Annotated in this window: 14 protein-coding genes; 6 read left to right on the forward strand and 8 right to left on the reverse strand. The window is 64.5% G+C overall.

The features are described 5' to 3' along the window. Positions 1–46: 46 nt before the first annotated feature. The 6 genes from O2K97_RS12140 to O2K97_RS12165 all read right to left on the reverse strand — a co-directional run bounded on the left by O2K97_RS12140 (position 47) and on the right by O2K97_RS12165 (position 3227). Positions 47–1288, reverse strand: a complete 1242-nt coding sequence (locus O2K97_RS12140; protein WP_269219446.1) for a tyrosine-type recombinase/integrase — start codon at positions 1286–1288, stop codon at positions 47–49. A gap of 180 nt (positions 1289–1468) precedes the next feature. Next, on the reverse strand, positions 1469–1702 hold the full coding sequence (locus tag O2K97_RS12145; protein ID WP_269219447.1) for a hypothetical protein: 234 nt from the start codon (positions 1700–1702) through the stop codon (positions 1469–1471). Next, the gene (locus tag O2K97_RS12150; protein ID WP_269219448.1) at positions 1703–1873 is read right to left on the reverse strand and encodes a hypothetical protein; all 171 of its coding nucleotides are present in this window, start codon (positions 1871–1873) and stop codon (positions 1703–1705) included. A gap of 49 nt (positions 1874–1922) precedes the next feature. Beyond that, the gene (locus O2K97_RS12155) at positions 1923–2399 is read right to left on the reverse strand and encodes a hypothetical protein (protein WP_269219449.1); all 477 of its coding nucleotides are present in this window, start codon (positions 2397–2399) and stop codon (positions 1923–1925) included. Next, complete coding sequence (locus O2K97_RS12160; RefSeq protein ID WP_269219450.1) at positions 2396–2791, reverse strand: hypothetical protein; 396 nt, start codon at positions 2789–2791, stop codon at positions 2396–2398. The genes O2K97_RS12155 and O2K97_RS12160 overlap by 4 nt, the downstream gene beginning before the upstream one ends. Positions 2792–2942: 151 nt before the next feature. After that, positions 2943–3227, reverse strand: a complete 285-nt coding sequence (locus O2K97_RS12165; RefSeq protein WP_269219451.1) for a hypothetical protein — start codon at positions 3225–3227, stop codon at positions 2943–2945. A gap of 62 nt (positions 3228–3289) precedes the next feature. Here O2K97_RS12165 and O2K97_RS12170 point away from each other — a divergent pair, with 62 nt between their 5' ends. Continuing rightward, complete coding sequence (locus tag O2K97_RS12170; RefSeq protein ID WP_269219452.1) at positions 3290–3772, forward strand: hypothetical protein; 483 nt, start codon at positions 3290–3292, stop codon at positions 3770–3772. 199 nt (positions 3773–3971) lie between these two features. Here the strand turns inward: O2K97_RS12170 and O2K97_RS12175 are convergent, their stop codons facing one another. Continuing rightward, positions 3972–4103, reverse strand: a complete 132-nt coding sequence (locus tag O2K97_RS12175; RefSeq protein WP_269219453.1) for a hypothetical protein — start codon at positions 4101–4103, stop codon at positions 3972–3974. Positions 4104–4192: 89 nt separating this feature from the next. On the opposite strand from O2K97_RS12175, the gene O2K97_RS12180 reads away from it, so the two are divergent. Further along, positions 4193–7702 carry a hypothetical protein gene (locus O2K97_RS12180; protein WP_269219454.1) on the forward strand — a complete coding sequence of 1170 codons (3510 nt, stop codon included), beginning with the start codon at positions 4193–4195 and terminating at the stop codon, positions 7700–7702. A gap of 352 nt (positions 7703–8054) precedes the next feature. Continuing rightward, positions 8055–10082: a hypothetical protein gene (locus O2K97_RS12185; RefSeq protein WP_269219455.1), complete on the forward strand. Its 2028-nt coding sequence runs from the start codon at positions 8055–8057 to the stop codon at positions 10080–10082. Positions 10083–10085: 3 nt separating this feature from the next. On the opposite strand, the gene O2K97_RS12190 is transcribed toward O2K97_RS12185, so the two are convergent. Next, entirely contained in the window at positions 10086–10748 is a 663-nt protein-coding gene (locus O2K97_RS12190) for an FkbM family methyltransferase (RefSeq protein WP_269219456.1), read from the reverse strand. A gap of 814 nt (positions 10749–11562) precedes the next feature. On the opposite strand from O2K97_RS12190, the gene O2K97_RS12195 reads away from it, so the two are divergent. From O2K97_RS12195 to O2K97_RS12205, 3 genes are read left to right on the forward strand one after another with little or no spacing between them, the layout of a single operon-like run. Next, entirely contained in the window at positions 11563–14481 is a 2919-nt protein-coding gene (locus O2K97_RS12195) for a monovalent cation/H+ antiporter subunit A (protein ID WP_269219457.1), read from the forward strand. Next, positions 14481–14822: a Na+/H+ antiporter subunit C gene (locus O2K97_RS12200; protein WP_055804418.1), complete on the forward strand. Its 342-nt coding sequence runs from the start codon at positions 14481–14483 to the stop codon at positions 14820–14822. The genes O2K97_RS12195 and O2K97_RS12200 overlap by 1 nt, the downstream gene beginning before the upstream one ends. Next, the gene (locus tag O2K97_RS12205) at positions 14819–16414 is read left to right on the forward strand and encodes a monovalent cation/H+ antiporter subunit D (RefSeq protein WP_269219458.1); all 1596 of its coding nucleotides are present in this window, start codon (positions 14819–14821) and stop codon (positions 16412–16414) included. Before O2K97_RS12200 ends, O2K97_RS12205 begins: the two co-directional genes overlap by 4 nt. The last annotated feature ends 3 nt before the right edge of the window (positions 16415–16417 follow it).

The raw sequence follows: 16417 nt of genomic DNA on the forward strand, positions 1-16417 counted from the left end.
GAGTTTTTCGTTCTCAGATCAAACCTCACAGCGGCGCCCGTCAGACTCATTGTCGGCTCCCCGTCAGACTCTTTGTTTCCACATTGTTCACGAGCCCGCGCTTGCGCTGGGCGTTCTCGGCGACCTGCGAATCGCGCGGCAGGTACTTCTGCAGGATCTGCTCGGCGCTGCTGATCTTGTGCCCAGTGATGGCGACAATCTCCGGCACGGTGCATTGCGACCGAGCCAACTGCACGACGCAAGAGTGCCGCAGCTCCTTCAGCTTGAGAGGACGAGCGCCGCCGCTGATGGCCATGTCGCGAACCTTGGCGAACACTTTCGATGCTGCAATGTCGTCTGCCTCAAGGCGTCCGCCGATCAGGCGCGCATAGGGCCGCCCCACACGGGCGTCATGGAACAGATGCAGCCTTCCTACCGGGCGGTCGTCCAGCATGGCCTGCAGGCGGTCGCTGACGCGGATCGTGACCTTGCTGCCGGTCTTGCCTTGGGCGAACGAGAAGACGCCACGCTGCGGGTCGTATTCCTCGCCGTAGCGGAAGAGGTACGCGTCGGTCAGGCGCTGCCCGATCTCCCACTCCATGAGCAGCAACTTGGCCATGTCCGCTTGACCCACGGCGACCGCCGCCCACGCATAGACCTCGACGTCCGCCTGTTCCCAGATCGTGACCTGGGTATCGGGCGCCGACATCTTGATGCGGCCTACGGGATTGTCCGGCCGCCAGCCCATGTCGATGGCCTGATCCATGATCATCTTGAGGACGACCTTGACGTGGCGGCGCGTTGTGGGCGCGTGATCCAGCAGCGCCAGGAACGCCTCGACGTCGACCTTGCGCAGGCCCGACGGGTCCGGGTGCTTGTGGACCTCGGACCATGCCGCGATGTGCAGCCAGGACTTGTCGTAGCCGCGCTGCGTGCGCGGTCGCAGACCCTTGTACTGCTGCGTCTGACGCCAGGCGTCGTAAAGCGTACGCAGATTGCGGGGCGCGGTCTTGGGGTTCACGCCCTGGCGCAAGGCCTGCAAGCGATCAAACAGGCGCGCCGCATCCTGCTGAATCCGCGCGACCTCGCCGGCATCCTGTAGGTTCCCGGCGCGGCCCTCAGTGGGCAGCGGTATTGTCGATGGCCAGTCGTGCGGCCGGAGCCGTGGCGGCACTTCGAACAGCACCCGCGCCGTTCCGTCCTTTCGGACCCGGACGCTGACGTACTTGCCGAGATCGAGCTTTACGGAAGGCATCGGCGTCTGTGTGGCCCCAGGTCGGCGCTTCGGCCGCTGCTTGTTGTCGGTCATCTTGCACCAATCCAAAGGCGCGGAGAACGTCATTGCGGTTGAAGAGGAGCTGTGCGCCGCGGTCGCAGGGCTCAAGGACGATGGCGCCGGACTTTCGCCGGCGGGAGAATGTCTCGGTGGTGATGCGGCGCCATGCGCAGATCTCGCGCGTCGTCAGCACGTCACGGTCGGGCAAATCGCTCACGACAATATCCTCGCCTGATCTTTAACAGACACTCGAAGCGGTCTTTCACGCGCGGGGTTGTCCAAAAAGGTAATCCTGTCATTTTTTATGCAACCGATCAGGTAATCGGTCAGTTTTTCGCCGCCCAAAGCCTTTTGAACATGACAGGCCCAAAGCTCTAAATCCTCACCGCGAACGAAGGCGAATCCTTCTGGTGCAACCTCGATGCCGTTCGATTTCAATAAGGCCATCTATCCCTCCCTCTTCCCATCCGCGTCGGATTTCTTGCCTGCCACCCAAAGTGCACCAATGCAGAACGACATGGCCGCAACAGCGATGGTCAGGCTGACGCCAACCCCGAACAGCCATTTGATGATCTCAAGAACCAACATCGTCACAGCGGCCCAAAGAGCGGTTCTCATTCTCCCTCCCCCTTCCCATTGCGGGCGAGGAAGGCCCGGGCGGTGCTGGTCATCGGCTTGGCCCTTCCAGCATCAGCGCCGTCGGCATCGAGCCGCGCTCATAGGCGATAGCTATCTGCGGCTGCATGAACTCGCCGACGGTCTGGCCATCCGGCAGGACGGTGTGGGCTAGGAACTCGTCCTCGATGGTCGTGATGCCCGCCGCGACTGCCTCCAGCTTCGCCTTGATGACGAGGGCCAGGGCACGCCACCGTTGGCGCCCAGCCTGCTCCCACGCCTTTTCCGCTTCGGCAGGCGAGCGCAGAGTCCCGCGTGCCGGAGTGTGAGTGAACTCGCGTGCTTTCGGATCCGGCATCGGAAGCAGGAACTTCACCATGCGGTCGGAAATGCGGAACCCGATCATCGCCCGCGTGTCCTCGGTCGCATACATGAACGACGTGGCGCCGTAGCGTTTCAGGGTCGCTTCGATCTCAGACCGGCTGCGATCCTGGCTGACGGACGTGTCGGCTGCGTATCGGGCGCTCATTTCTGTTCACCTGTCGGGGCGGCGGGAAGCCCATAGGATTCGCGGTATCGCTCTAGTCCTTCGCTGTCGGTCAGGAAGGTGACTATCTGCTTGGCGGCTTCTGCATGGTCCTCTTCGCCCCACTCGTCGAAAAGTGCGATGAGGAAATCGGGAAGCTCAGCGATCCGTTCAGCACGCATCCCGCCCCCTGGCAGCGGCGATGCGGGTGCGGGCAATGATCCGTCTTCGCGCATGGTGTTGAAGTTTCGTACAGCCTGTTCGTACTGACGCCGCTTCAACTCGCCCCATGTGACGGTCTCTCCGGTTTCGATCTTGAACAGCATGTCATCGCTCAACTCGACGGTAGGCATGCTCGGCACCAGGCGCAGCGCATCGGTGGGGTTATGGGTCATTGGGGCGTGTCCTTGGTTTCCGCTTCCCGAGCGCGCTCACGGCGATACCTCAGGTCAAAAGCCTCCCCTTGCGTGTCTGCGCTTTTCCAAGCGTCGGGATCGCGCTGACGTGCCTTCCATTCGAGGCTTTCGGGCAATGTCTGAAAATCCCTCACTTCTGTGTCTCCTGCTGTAGGGCGGCGAGGGCGAGGTCGCGCGACCATCCGGCGGCAGCGCTGTTTTCTGCGATCTCGGTCAACGCCTTCGCCAGCCTATCCGCTCGGGCTTCGGCTGCGTCGATCCTGGCTTGAGCGGATGCGGCGGTTACGAGGGGTTCGGGGTTGGTGTCGTTCGGGCCGGGGTTGGCGACCAACCAGCAAGCACCGACGCCAGCGTTGAAAACTCGATAGCCGAAATAATCCAGCCCCGACGTGTTCGCGTTAGAGGGGGCGGTCATTGGGGTGTTCCGTGCGCAGGGCGAGCGTCAAGCAGGCTCTCGGTTAGGGCCTCCAAAATGTCGTGGTCGGTAACATCTGGGGTGTTGAGGCTCATGACGCTGCGGGCAAATATGATTGCGGAAGCGGCGGCCGCGACGACTATAACTTCACGCTGGTAAGGCGTCTGTGGCCCGCCGAGGTCGTCAACATCCGCTACGTCATGGCGAACGGCTGCCGGCTCAAGACTGGCGACTACAGCATCGAGAGCGGACGCCTGCTGACGCGCGGTCGCTATGAGACCGACGGCCTCCAGATCGTCGCCACGGTCCGCGCGCACGAGTCGACGTGGCCCGGTGACCTGTCGGAGGCGATCGTCACCCGCCTGCAGGCCCTGTTCCTGGAGGCGCTGTGCGACAAGCCGCAAGACGCCCGTCTGAAAGAGCGCGACGCAGACCAGAAGCTGCGTGACGCGATCGTGCGCGACAAGCGCCAGGAACCCGGCGTCGCCGCCACGGCCTCGCCGTTGGCTGACGTGTGGCGAGGCGGTCGCGCGAGGCGCTTCTGATGGCGCGTCGTTTCCCCTTCATCACCAGCATGGCCGCCGGCGAGATCGCCGAGGAATACCTGCTGCGCACCGACCTGCAGGTCCGCAATGAGGCATCGCGCCGGTTTCGCAATGCGCTGAACCTGGCGGGCGGTGGATTCAAGCGCCGGTGGGGGACGGCCGATGTCGCCGCCCTTCCCGCCCTGTCGCGCCTCGAAACCTACGGTATCGGCGAGGACGACGCGCGGTTGCTGGTCTTCAGCGAAGGCCGGTTCGAGGTCCGCACGTTGGACGGCGCCACGGTGCAGGCGATCACCGCGTCCGTGCCGTGGGTCGCAGCCGATCTGTTCAAGATGCAGATCGCCATCGAGGACGGCAAGATCGTCGTGGCCTGCGGCGCGCGTGCGGGCGCCGACGAACGAAGGCGAGCGTCCGGAGACCGTGACCGGCCGGATGATCGAGGGTGTGACGCAGTTTGCGACGGGCTGGGCCGGGGGCGGCGCTGCGCTGAAGGGCTGGAAGGTCGCGGCAAGGAGCGGTCAGATCGGCAAGGCGCTGGCGCAGGGGGCGCTGGCGGACTTCACCGCGTTCGACGGTCAGGAGGCGCGCCTGTCGAACCTGTTGGCGGAACATGCGCCAGAGGCCGTCGCGCCCGCCTTCGATTTCCTTGCCGCAAACGAGGACGACCCCGAACTGCTGGGCCGATTCAAGAACGCTCTGGAGGGCGCGGCGCTGGGCGTGGCGACCGACTTCCTGATGGGCGGCGTCCGCACGCTGCGCGCGGCACGCCAGACGCGTACGTTGGCCCGTGAAGAGGCCGCAGCAGCCGGCCTCCAAGTGCCGCCCGACATTGCCGCAACGCGCGCGGCCGCCGACGGCGAGGCGATGCAGGAGAGCGTGCGCGCCGCGCTGGGCAACCCGGCCGGTCCGCGGTTTGGCACGACTGAGCGCGCAACCGCTCCAGAAGTCGTGCGCGTTTCTCCTGAAGAAAACTACCTCAACCCGGAAATCCCTGGTTTCCGGGTTGAAATCCCCGGTGTGGGACAGGAAGCGGTCGTTGGAAGCATCAGGGCTGACGGGCAATGGCAGGTTGCTTTGGCCTCAATTCCCGAAACAGTCCGCGGTCAAGGCATTGCTGTTCGCGCATACGTCGCCGCTGCTAAAGCAGCCGATGCTGCTGGATCGCGCCTTGTCAGTGATTCTGAAGTCACGCCAGCTGCCGTGCGCGTCTGGGAGGGATTGGAACGACGCGGCTGGAAAATCGAAAGAAACCCAGACGCGGCCCTCAAAGATCGAGGAGGCGCAGTTGATCTGAACGGCATGGGGCCGGAAAGCTGGCGCACGCCAGATGGATCGCCTGTGTTTGTTGCGGCAGAGCCGCCTAAACCCACAATGGCGACCAAAATGCGCCGCGGCGCCGAAGTCACAGACGGCACGACGCCAGCGCAGGCCATGACCGCAGGCGCCAACGTCTTCGACATCAACCTGGCGCGCATCGAGACGCCGGAGGACGTGCAGACCGTCATCACCGGCATGGCGGATCGCTTCTCCAAGGACGTCGACCTGGCCCGCCGCGCGCAACGCAGCTGGGATCAGACGCGAGAGGCGGCCGGCAACGTCGATTGGGTGCAGGCGATGGCCGAGCGCCGGACTGGCGGCGCCGTGAATGCCGAGACTGCCCTCGCCTTCCGTGAGGCGACGAACGCCAGCGCGAGCAAGGTGCTGGAACTGGCGCGCACCGTGCAGGCCGAGCCGACGCTGGCGAACCAATACGCCTTCCGCCGCGCGACCGCCGCCCACTACGCGATCCAGAACGAGCTGATGGGAGCCCGCGCCGAGGCGGGCCGCGCGTTGAACGCCTTCAAGATCCCGGCCGGATCGCCAGCCAATGCCCTGCGTCAGGTGGACAACCTGCTGGCTGACGCCGGCGGGGCGAACAGCGCGCAGGAACTGGCGAGCCGCATCCTGGCGGCGGCGGACAAGGGCGACGTGGCGCTGAACCAGATGATCCGTGGCGGCGCGCTGGCGCGGTCGCGTGATCTGCTGAAGTTCGTCTATACCAACAGCCTGCTGTCGGGCGTCGGCACGCCGGTCATCAACGCCGTGGGCAACGGCGGGATGCTGGCGCTGAACGTGGCCAGCCGAGCCATGGCGCCCCGTCTGGCCCGTGCGTTTGGCGGCGAGGCGTCAACGGCTGTCGGTGAGGCGACGGCGCTGATCCATGGCTATCAGATGGCCATGCGCGACATCTTCAAGCTGAAGCCGGGCGAGGCCGCCGAGCGCATCGGCGCGAACGCCGGTGAGGCTCTGCGCCGTGAGGGAATCTTCCGGGGCATGGCGCCCGGCCTGGATGACGCCGCGCCGGCCGGCGTGAAGATGCGGGCCGAGCGTGAAGAGGCCGGGATGCTAGGCGGCGGCGCGGACCGCCCCCTTTCCGCTGCGGCATGGCGCGTCGAAGAGGACACTCCGCTGGGTCGGACTCTCGACATCCTGAACATGATCGTGGGCGCGCCGACGAACATCAACAACCTGACCGACGACCTGTTCAAGACAATCTCGGCGCGCGGCGAACTGCACGCTCAGGCTTTCCGCCAGACGATGCGCGAGGGGCTGGAGGGCGGACCGGCAGCCGCCCGCATGGCCGACCTGCTGGACAACCCGACAGACGACATGCTGCAGGCCGCCGAGCAGGAGATGCACGACCTGACGTTCACGCGTCAGACGCCCGGCATCGCCCAGACGTTCGCCGACCTGCGCAAGCACATGGACAACAACCCGACGCCGGTCCCGTTTGGCACCGTCGTCCTGCCCTTCGTCCGCACGCCGGCAAACCTGATCAGCATGGGGATGCGCTACTCTCCCCTCGCCCCGTTCAGCCGCCGGTTCCGAGACGACCTGGCAGCGGGCGGCGCGGCCGCCGAGACGGCAAAGGCACGCATGGCCGTCGGCACGGCCCTGTGGTCCGTCTGGATGGGCATGGCTATGGACGGGCAGATCACGGGTCAAGGGCCGGGCAACCGCGCCCAGAAGGAAGCCCTGATGCGGACCGACGAGTTCGGCGGTCAGGTCTTCCAGCCCTATTCGGTCAAGTTCGGCGATCGTTGGTACAGCTTCGAGCGTGCAGATCCGCTTGGCCAGGGCATGGCGCTGATCGGCGACATGGCCGAGCTGATGAAGAATGCCGATTGGGACGAGGCCGGGCAGGAAGAGCTGACCGAGGTGGCGGCCCACGCGATCCAGGCGCTGGGTCAGGCCTTCTTCGACAAGACGATCCTGAAGGGCGCCACCGAGTTCACCTCGGCGATTCTCGACGGCACCAGCGCGGACGCGGAGCGCCTGCTTATGCAGCGCGCGTCGGGCGCCATCCCCGGCTCGTCTGCCTTGCGCATGGCGCGGCGCGGTGAGGACGAATATCTGCGGGAGACGTGGAACGTCACCTCGGCGATCCGCAACACCATCCCCGGTTTCTCGGACGACCTGCCGCCGCAGCGCGACCTGTGGGGCAAGCCGCGTACCTACCAGACCGGCCTTGGCACGCTCTACGACGCCATCACGCCGGTGCAGACGCGCGCGGCCGGCGGCTCGGCCATCGACCTGGAGATCCTGAACAACGGCGTGTCGGTCCAGATGCCGGGCCGCTCGATCAGCGTCATGGGCGAGACGGTCAGCCTGAAGAACCGGCCGGACATCTACAGCGAGTTCATCCGCCTGTCGGGCGAGCCCGCGTTTGAACAGCTGAGCGCCGTGGTCGAGGGCCGGCACCCCGACAGCGAGTATTATTTCAGCCTGACGGACGGCCCGAGCGGCGGGAAGGCCGAGTACATTCAGGACGTGATCACCGCCTACCGCCGCGACGCGCGAGCCGCGATCACCGAGATGTACGCCAGCGACCTGCAGGACATGGCGGCCGAGAAGATCAGGCGAAGGGACGAGGCGCGGATGCCTGAGTAGCGGCGTGCGTTGAGGGTATGTGGGGTCACAGCAATGTGGCCTCATGTCCAGGCTCACCATCCCCGACGAACAGACCTACGCGACGTTCACGGCGACGGCGCAAACCGTCTTCCCGATCTCGTTCGCCCTGCTGTCCGGCAAGCCCGACCTGCGGGTTTCGGTCGACGGGGTTGAGCGGGGGCAGAGCGACTTTACGTTCTCCGGAACGCTGCTGGACGGTGGTGGCTATTCGGGCGGAACGGTCACGCTGAACACTGCTGCGACGGGCGAGGTCATCATCTGGCGCGATGTGACGCCAGAGCGAGCATCGCAGTTCGCTCCCAGCAACAGTGTGCCGGTCACGTCTATCGACATGGCGCTCAACCGCGCCATGGCCTTGATTCAGGATGCGTGCAGAGATGCAGCGCGCGCCTTGAAGGTGGAGTTTGGCGCCGATCTGGTGTCGCCCCAGGACGTCATCGACGCAGCGACGGCGATCTCAACACGCGCCCTGACCAATGGCGCCAATCTCACCGATCAGTTTCGCGCCAATGCCCGCCTCTATCTGAACCCGCTCAACTATGGCGCCGTCGGCGATGGGGTCGCGGACGACACGGCGTGGTGGCTGGCGGCGATCAGCGTCGGCCGGACGCTGGGCCTCCCGGTTGACGGTCTGGGCCTGACCTACGGCGTCGCTGCATTCTCGTTCGCTCCGAACGTCGAAATCCGCAACGCCACGTTCAAGCACCTAGCGCCGGACACTGGCGTTGATGGCGGAGCGAACTCGAAAGTTATCGAGTGCATCGGCACAGGTAAAGCTGCTGGCGAGTGGGTGCGCCTGCAGGCCATCAAGGTGCTTCGCAACGGCGGCTCGGTATCCACTACCCTGCGCCCGAACCAGGGGATCCGGATTGTCGGCGTGGCCTACCCGTATGTCGATGCCGATGTGAGCGGCAACAACTCGGGCGAGCTGATCAAGATCGACACCGTCAAGCGCGCCTATCTGAACGTCAACGTCCACGACGCTGGTTACGTGCATTCGTCGCAGACGAACGACACCATCGAGGGCGTCGTTCTGTCCGATGTCGAATCGGTCTTCGGCAATGTGTCGATCGACCGCCTCGGCCGGACCGACCTAACCTCGGCCCAGCGCTGGCGCTATTCGCGCGGTCTGACGCTGGACCGCGTCGGCGGCGGTGCGCTGAACGTCAAGATCACGCGCTGCGAACAGCCCGTTGATGCATCGGGCCTGGGGTCTTCGTCGAACCTGAAGATCAGCGGCTATATTGGCTATTGCTTTACGAATGGCGTCAAGCTGGCTCACTCGCACCACGCCGACAACATTTCGAACGTCAAGGCCGAGCACGTCGGCCGGTATGGCGTTCTGATCGCCGGCCCCAACGACAGCGAGGCGCTTCCGTACCAGCAGAACATCCGCATCTCTGGCCTGGCAATCAGCGAGACTGGATCGAACGGCTATTACGACGGGCTGGGGCAAGACACGGCCGGCGTTGTGCTGGAGCGCAACAGTGCGCTATCGACCCGCAACGAGTTCCCGAAGAACATCGTGGTCGAGGGGAACGTCATCAATGCCCACACCGGCGCGGTTGTCGTCACCCGGTCGGCAAACACGCTGGTCATGGCGAATGGCTCGTTCCCCGTCTCGACCTGCAAGCCCGTTACCTTCAGCACGACCGGCACCCTGCCCTCGCCACTCGTCGCGGGGACGACGTATTGGCTTGGATGGGACCAGGCCGGGCTCGCGGTCCAGGTGGCGTCCAGCTACAATAACGCCGAGGATGGCGTCTTCCTGACGCTGACGACGGCCGGCGACGGCACGCACACGATGACCGGCAAGTCGTTCATGCGCTATCGGGGGCTTGTGACCAGCGGCGCCGTGAAGGACCGTGCGGCCCCTAACTATTTCCGCGAAAACCAAGGCGGCGGCGCAACCGTCTCGGACAACTCAGGCTTTGCGGGTCGTGCGGCCTATATCGCGACGGACGCAAATCAGACCATTCCGGATGACGCTTGGACTGATGTTATCTTCACAGGCGTCGGTAAGGTTGATCCTGATCTGATCTATAACGCCTCGACAGGCGTGTTCACGCTAACGCAAGGCGTATGGAGCATCAATGCGCTGGTCGCCTATGTGGAAAACGTCAATGGTGTGCGGGATGTTCGCATAGTGGTAGACACGGGATCGGGCTATAATCCCGCGTTCCCGTCGGTTCGCGTGAACAGCGCTGGCGCGTCTATTATTACGGATGTCGTAGCGCGAGAAACACTTGTTGTCGGGGCTCCCGGCGCATTCATGAAGGTGCAGACGAAACAGAACATCGGCGCCGCGCTCATGACCCACGTCAACAGCCGCGCCTCCGTCGTTCGGATCGCCAGCTAGAGATCACTCAAAAATATAGATCCGGTCGCCGCCAGGCTTTTCCTTCGGCGTCATGCCGAGCGACACAAGAAGCTCTGCGGCTTTGTGTGCGTTCTGCGCGTCCAGGTCATCGCCGGGCCGAGGCTTCTCCTCCAGGATGATGACCGGCCGGCACCGCGTGATCGTTTCCTGGGCGCCCAACAGGGCCAGATATTCAGCGCCCTGAATGTCCAGCTTCATCAGGCCGACAGAATCGTACTCGAAGCTGTCGATAGTGCGGACTTCGACCGGCACGGCCTTTCGCCCAACAGGCATCTCGTTTGTGGGCGTGGCGATGCCGGGGTGATTGGCGATGAACGAGCCGCCAGACCCCTTCGTTAGCTGGTGCATGATCAACTCGCCTGGCTGATCGGCTAAGGCGTAAGGCTGAACCACGACGGTCTTAGGCACATTCCGAACCAGGCACTCCCTGATTCCGGGGACCGGTTCGAACGACACGACCTCGCCGAAATAGTCCGAGAAGGCGCGGGCGAATATGCCGATGTTGCCCCCGATGTCGAGGGCGCGGCGCCAGTCCTTCACGTACTTGTACGCCGCGCGTCGTCCCGCAGACTGATAGTCGGCAAGGTTCGCTTGGAGCCAGTGTTGCTCACCATCGGGGAGCCAGAAGTCTTCGTGCATGAACATGCAAAATCCATAACCGGCCGCCCCGGCATTGGAAAGCCCCTGCCATTTCCGCTTGGGTGCATTCTCCCTGACGAGCCAGCCCGCGACCCTGCGGCATGGCCCTTAATCACTCGACATTCTTTGCCTACAGCAGCCCAAGACGAGTTCGGAACGGTTTAGTCCAGCGAGCGATCGAGACCATCATTCCGCGTCGAGGCCGCCTTCGTAACACCTTTAGCTGAGAGCGTCGCTCCTTCGCCAGGACGTCCCTTTTCCACGCAATACGATCCTCATAAGCCTGGATGCACTCGCGCCCAAGGGTGGGCTCCAGAAGCCCGTCTGCTATCTCCCTGCGCAGATAGACGAGGTCGTCTTCAAGGTCTCGGATTTGCTCTGAGGTGCTGTCCATGATCATTTCTTAGCGACCTTTTCCACGGATCGAAAGGGTTTCTGATTGCGTCCTGAGCCGTCTGACTTTCCCGTCGGCCCCAATCAAATCAAGCGTTTAGCTGGCGTGAACATTTGCAGAACAGTCAGACGGCGAGATGTGTTTTCAACCACATGACACCGACTGTTAATCGGCTGGTCGTAGGTTCGAATCCTACCTGCGGAGCCACTCGGGGTAAAGACTGAGGCCAGACAAGGCGTTAGGTCAAAAACTCTCCATAATACCTGATCCTTCTCGCACGACTACCGAGCTGCTGGGCGCGGACGTGCCGCGATCTGGTGTCGCTTTGACGCACCCCGCCCCTGCACGTAGATCATAGCGAACCTTGGCCAACCCTGAGCGTTGGCAAAGCTATCCCTCACGGTCCAGGAGAGACGCCCCGCCTCGATGTCCATCAGCTTCCTTCTTGTCGTCATCCTGGTCCTGCCGTTCCTTGGCGCGATCGTCGCGTCCGGCTTGCCGCGTCACGCACGCACCTCGGCCGCCATCCTGTCGTGGGTGGTGTCCTTGGTCAGCCTGGGGTGTCTGGCCGCGCTATGGCCGATGTTCCAGGACGGTGAGACGCTGCGCTACGAAATCCCGTGGCTGCCGTCGCTGGGCGTCAATCTGGTGCTGCGACTGGATGGACTGTCGTGGCTGTTCAGCGCCCTGATCCTGGGGATCGGCGCCTTGGTGGTGCTGTACGCCCGCTACTACATGTCGCCGAAGGATCCGGTGCCGCGGTTCTTTTCCTTCCTGCTGGCCTTCATGGGCGCGATGCAAGGCGTGGTGCTGTCGGGCAATCTGATTCAGCTGGTCGTATTCTGGGAGCTGACCAGCCTCTTTTCCTTCCTGCTGATTGGCTATTGGCACCAGAACCCCGCCGCGCGCGAAGGGTCGCGCATGGCGTTGACGGTGACGGCCATGGGCGGCATCGCCCTGCTGGTCGGGATGATCCTGATCGGGCGGATCGTCGGCAGCTATGACCTCGATGTCGTCTTGGCGTCACGCGAGGCGATCCAGACCAGCCCACTTTATCTGCCCGCGCTGATCCTGTTGCTGCTGGGCGCGATGACCAAGAGCGCGCAGTTTCCGTTTCACTTCTGGCTGCCCCGCGCCATGGCCGCGCCGACGCCGGTCAGCGCCTATCTGCACTCCGCGACCATGGTGAAGGCCGGGATATTCCTGCTGATCCGCTTTTGGCCCGTCCTGGCGGGGTCCGAGAGCTGGTATCTGATCGTCGGCGGCATGGGTCTGGCGACGCTGCTGCTCGGCGCCTGGTGCGCCATCTTCCAGCATGATCTCAAAGGCCTGCTGGCCTATTCGACGATCAGCCATCTGGGCCTGATCGTGCTGCTGCTGGGATTGGGCAGTCCGTTGGCCTGTATCGCGGCCATCTTCCACACGGTGAACCACGCCACCTTCAAGGCGTCGCTCTTCATGGCCGCCGGCATCATCGATCACGAGGCCGGCACGCGGGATATGCGCAAGCTCAGCGGTCTGTTTCGCTTCATGCCTTTTACAGCCACCCTGGCCATGGTGGCCGCAGCCGCGATGGCGGGCGTGCCCCTGTTGAACGGCTTTCTGTCCAAGGAAATGTTCCTGGCCGAGGCGGTGGCCAGCGCCCATACGCACGGCCTGAACATGCTGCTGCCCGCCCTGGCCACCTTGGCCAGCGCCTTCAGTGTTCTGTATTCACTGCGGTTTATCCACGCGACCTTCTTCGGCCCTGCTCCGACCGAGCTGGATCGCATCCCGCACGAGCCGCCCGCCTGGATGCGGCGCCCCGTCGAGGTGCTGGTCGCCCTGTGCCTGGTCGTCGGCATCTTCCCGGCTGTAACGGTGGGGCCGTTCCTGAAGAGCGCCGCCGTTTCGGTGCTGGGCTTTGACCTGCCCTATTACAGTCTGGCCCTGTGGCACGGGTTCAATCTGCCGCTGGTGCTGAGCCTTATCGCCCTCGCCGGCGGCGTGGGTCTCTATGTCGTCTTCGGCAAACGCATCAACGCCAATCAGCGCGGCGGACCGTGGGGCTGGAAGCGTCTGAACGGCGGCTGGGTGTTCGAGCGAACCATGACCGGCCTGTTCAAAGGGTCGGAAGCGATGCTTCGCCTGTTCGGGGCCAAGCGACAGCAGCCACAGCTGCGGGCCATCGTCTTGGTCGCCCTGCTGGCAGGCGGGCTGGCGGCGGTCAACGCCGGATTGGTGATCCGCCCGATCATGCCGACATTGACCCTGTCCAATTGGGCCTTCGCCGGTCTTTGGCTGGTCGGCGCCAGCTGTGCAGTCGCGGCGGCATGGCAGGCGAAATATCACCGGCTGGCGGCGGTGGTTCTAATGGGCGGCGCAGGTCTGGCCAGTTGCCTGTCCTTCGTCTGGCTATCAGCGCCGGATCTGGCCGTGACCCAGTTGCTGGTCGAGGTCGTGACCACAGTCCTGCTGCTGCTGGGTCTGCGCTGGCTGCCGAAGCGGCTCGAGACCATTCGCCTGCCACAGGCCATGGAGAAGCGGTCTCGCCGCCGTCGCCGCATCGACCTGATCATCGCCGCCGCCGTCGGCGCGGCCTTGGCGGCCATTTCCTACGCCGTCATGACGCGACCATCGATCGAGGGGATTTCGCGCTTCTTCGTCGAGCACGCCTATAATGACGCGGGCGGGCGCAACATCGTCAACGTCATCCTGGTCGATTTCCGCGCCTTCGACACCTTCGGCGAGATCACGGTTCTGGGCATTGTGGGCCTGACCATCTTCGCCCTGCTGCGCCGCTTCCGTCCCGCCGACGACACCCTGTCAAATCCCAGTCAGCAGAGCGTGCAGGACGCCTCAGACCGCGATCACGAGACGCGATCGGAGGGCGACACGCTGAAGGAAAGCATGCTGATCCCCCGCGTTGTCATGCGCTGGATCTTCCCCTTCATCATCCTGCTCGCCGTTCACCTGTTCCTGCGCGGGCACGACCTGCCGGGCGGCGGTTTTGCGGCGGGCATGGCCCTGTCGATCGCCTTCATCCTGCAATATATGGCCTCGGGCGCCCGGTGGGTCGAAGAGCGGCTGGCCATCCGGCCCATCTTCTGGATCGGCGCGGGCCTGGTGATCGCCGCCCTCAGCGGGATCGGATCGTGGCTGTTCGGCTATCCTTTCCTGACCTCCTGGTTCCAGTATGCCAACCTGCCGATCCTAGGCCGCGTGCCGCTGGCCAGCGCCGTGCTGTTCGACTTGGGCGTGGTTGTTCTGGTGGTCGGCGCCACCGTCCTGACCCTGGTCGCCCTGGCGCACCAGTCGCTGCGCAAACCCAAGCAAAGAGACGCCGAAGACGGAGAGCTGTCATGATGGAGCTGGTTCTCGCCCTCGCCATCGGCGTGCTGTCGGCCTCGGGTGTCTGGTTGCTGCTGCGCCCGCGCACCTTCCAGGTGATCATGGGGCTGTCGCTGCTGTCCTATGCGGTCAATATCTTCATCTTCGCCATGGGACGGCTGAGGTCGGGCGCGCCGCCGGTGCTGGCGGGCGAGGTCTCCGACCCCGCGCGCTACACCGACCCGACGCCGCAGGCGCTGGTCCTGACCGCGATCGTCATCAGCTTCGCCCTGACGGCGCTGTTCCTGGTCGTCATTCTGGCCGCCCGCGGCATCACCGGCAGCGACCATGTCGACGGCAAGGAGCCGGACGCATGATCGACTGGAACGCCCATCTGATCATCGGCCCCATCGTCCTGCCGATGATCATCGCCTCAGCCATGCTGCTGCTGGACGAGCGTCGCCGAACGCTGAAGGCGGCGCTCAGCTTGAGCGCTATGGCCGCCATTCTGGTCATGGCCCTGGTTCTGCTGCACGAGAGCGCAAACGCTGCCGTGGGCGGCGGCGATACTGCGCGCGTCTATCGCCTGGGGTCGTGGGCTGCGCCCTACGGCATCGTCTTGGTGGCCGACCGGCTTTCGACGATGATGGTTGCGCTGACCAGCGTTCTGGGCGGATGCGCCCTGATCTTCGCCTTGGCGCGATGGGACCGGGCGGGGCCGCGCTTCCACGCCCTGTTCCTGCTTCTCATCATGGGGGTGAACGGCGCCCTGCTGACCGGCGACCTGTTCAACCTGTTCGTCTTTTTCGAGATCATGCTCGCCGCCTCGTACGGACTGGCCCTGCATGGGTCGGGCGAGGCGCGTGTGCGGGCAGGCGTGATCTATATCGCCGTGAATCTGACCGCGTCCTTGCTGTTCCTGATCGGCGTCAGCCTGATCTACGGGGTGATCGGCACGCTGAACATGGCGGATGTTGCAACGCGGGTTGCGACCATCTCAGTGGATGACCTGGGACTGTTTCATATCGGCGCGGCGGTGCTGGGTACGGCCTTTCTGATCAAGTGCGCCATGTGGCCCTTGGGGTTCTGGCTGACCCCGACCTATTCGGCAGCCAGCGCGCCGGCGGCGGCGGTCTTCGCCATCCTGTCCAAGGTCGGGGTCTATATCGTCATCCGCCTCAGTCTGTTGCTGTTCGGCGCCGACGCGGGCGCCTCCGCCGGATTTGGCCTGACCTGGCTGTTCGTCGGCGGACTGGCGACCATAGCGTTCGGCACATTCGGCCTGATCGCCTCTCGCGATCTGTCCCGCGCCGCCGGATTCGGCGTGATGATTTCTTCCGGCACCGTTCTGGCCAGCCTGGGCGTCGGCGATGCAGCGACCCTCAGCGGCGCGCTCTTTTATCTGATTGGCTCCACCCTGGCCTGCGCAGCCCTGTTTTTGCTGGCCGAGATCCTCCAGCGTGGACGTGAGGCCTACGTTGGCGAGGCGCGCGCTGTTTTCGATGACGAATATCGTGATCCATTCGACGACGAAGAGCGCAACGAGCCGGGCTTGGTCATTCCGGCGGCCGTCGCGGCCCTGGGCGGGGCCTTTCTGATCTGCACCCTGATGGTTGCCGGCCTGCCACCTTTGGCCGGCTTCGTCGGGAAACTGTCTATGATCAGCGCCTTGGTCGGCGTTGGCGATGCGGCGGCCTGGACGCTGGTCGCCGTACTTTCCGTGTCCAGCCTCGGCGCCTTGATCGGCCTGACGCGCCTGGGCGTCGGCGCGATCTGGACGCGCGACGAAGATGCGCCGGCTTTCGTGGTGGGTGCGGCCGAGCTGACGGCGGTCGCGGCCCTGCTTGGCGCCTGCGTGTTCCTGGCCATCTTCGCTGGCTCCGCCCTGATCTACACCGACCACACGGCGGCCTGGCTGGCTGACCCGCAAGGCTATATCCACGCGGTGCTGGGCGGGGGCGGTCGATGAGAC

Origin of the sequence: Brevundimonas vesicularis, from assembly GCF_027105095.1 — a bacterium.
GTDB lineage: Bacteria > Pseudomonadota > Alphaproteobacteria > Caulobacterales > Caulobacteraceae > Brevundimonas > Brevundimonas vesicularis_E.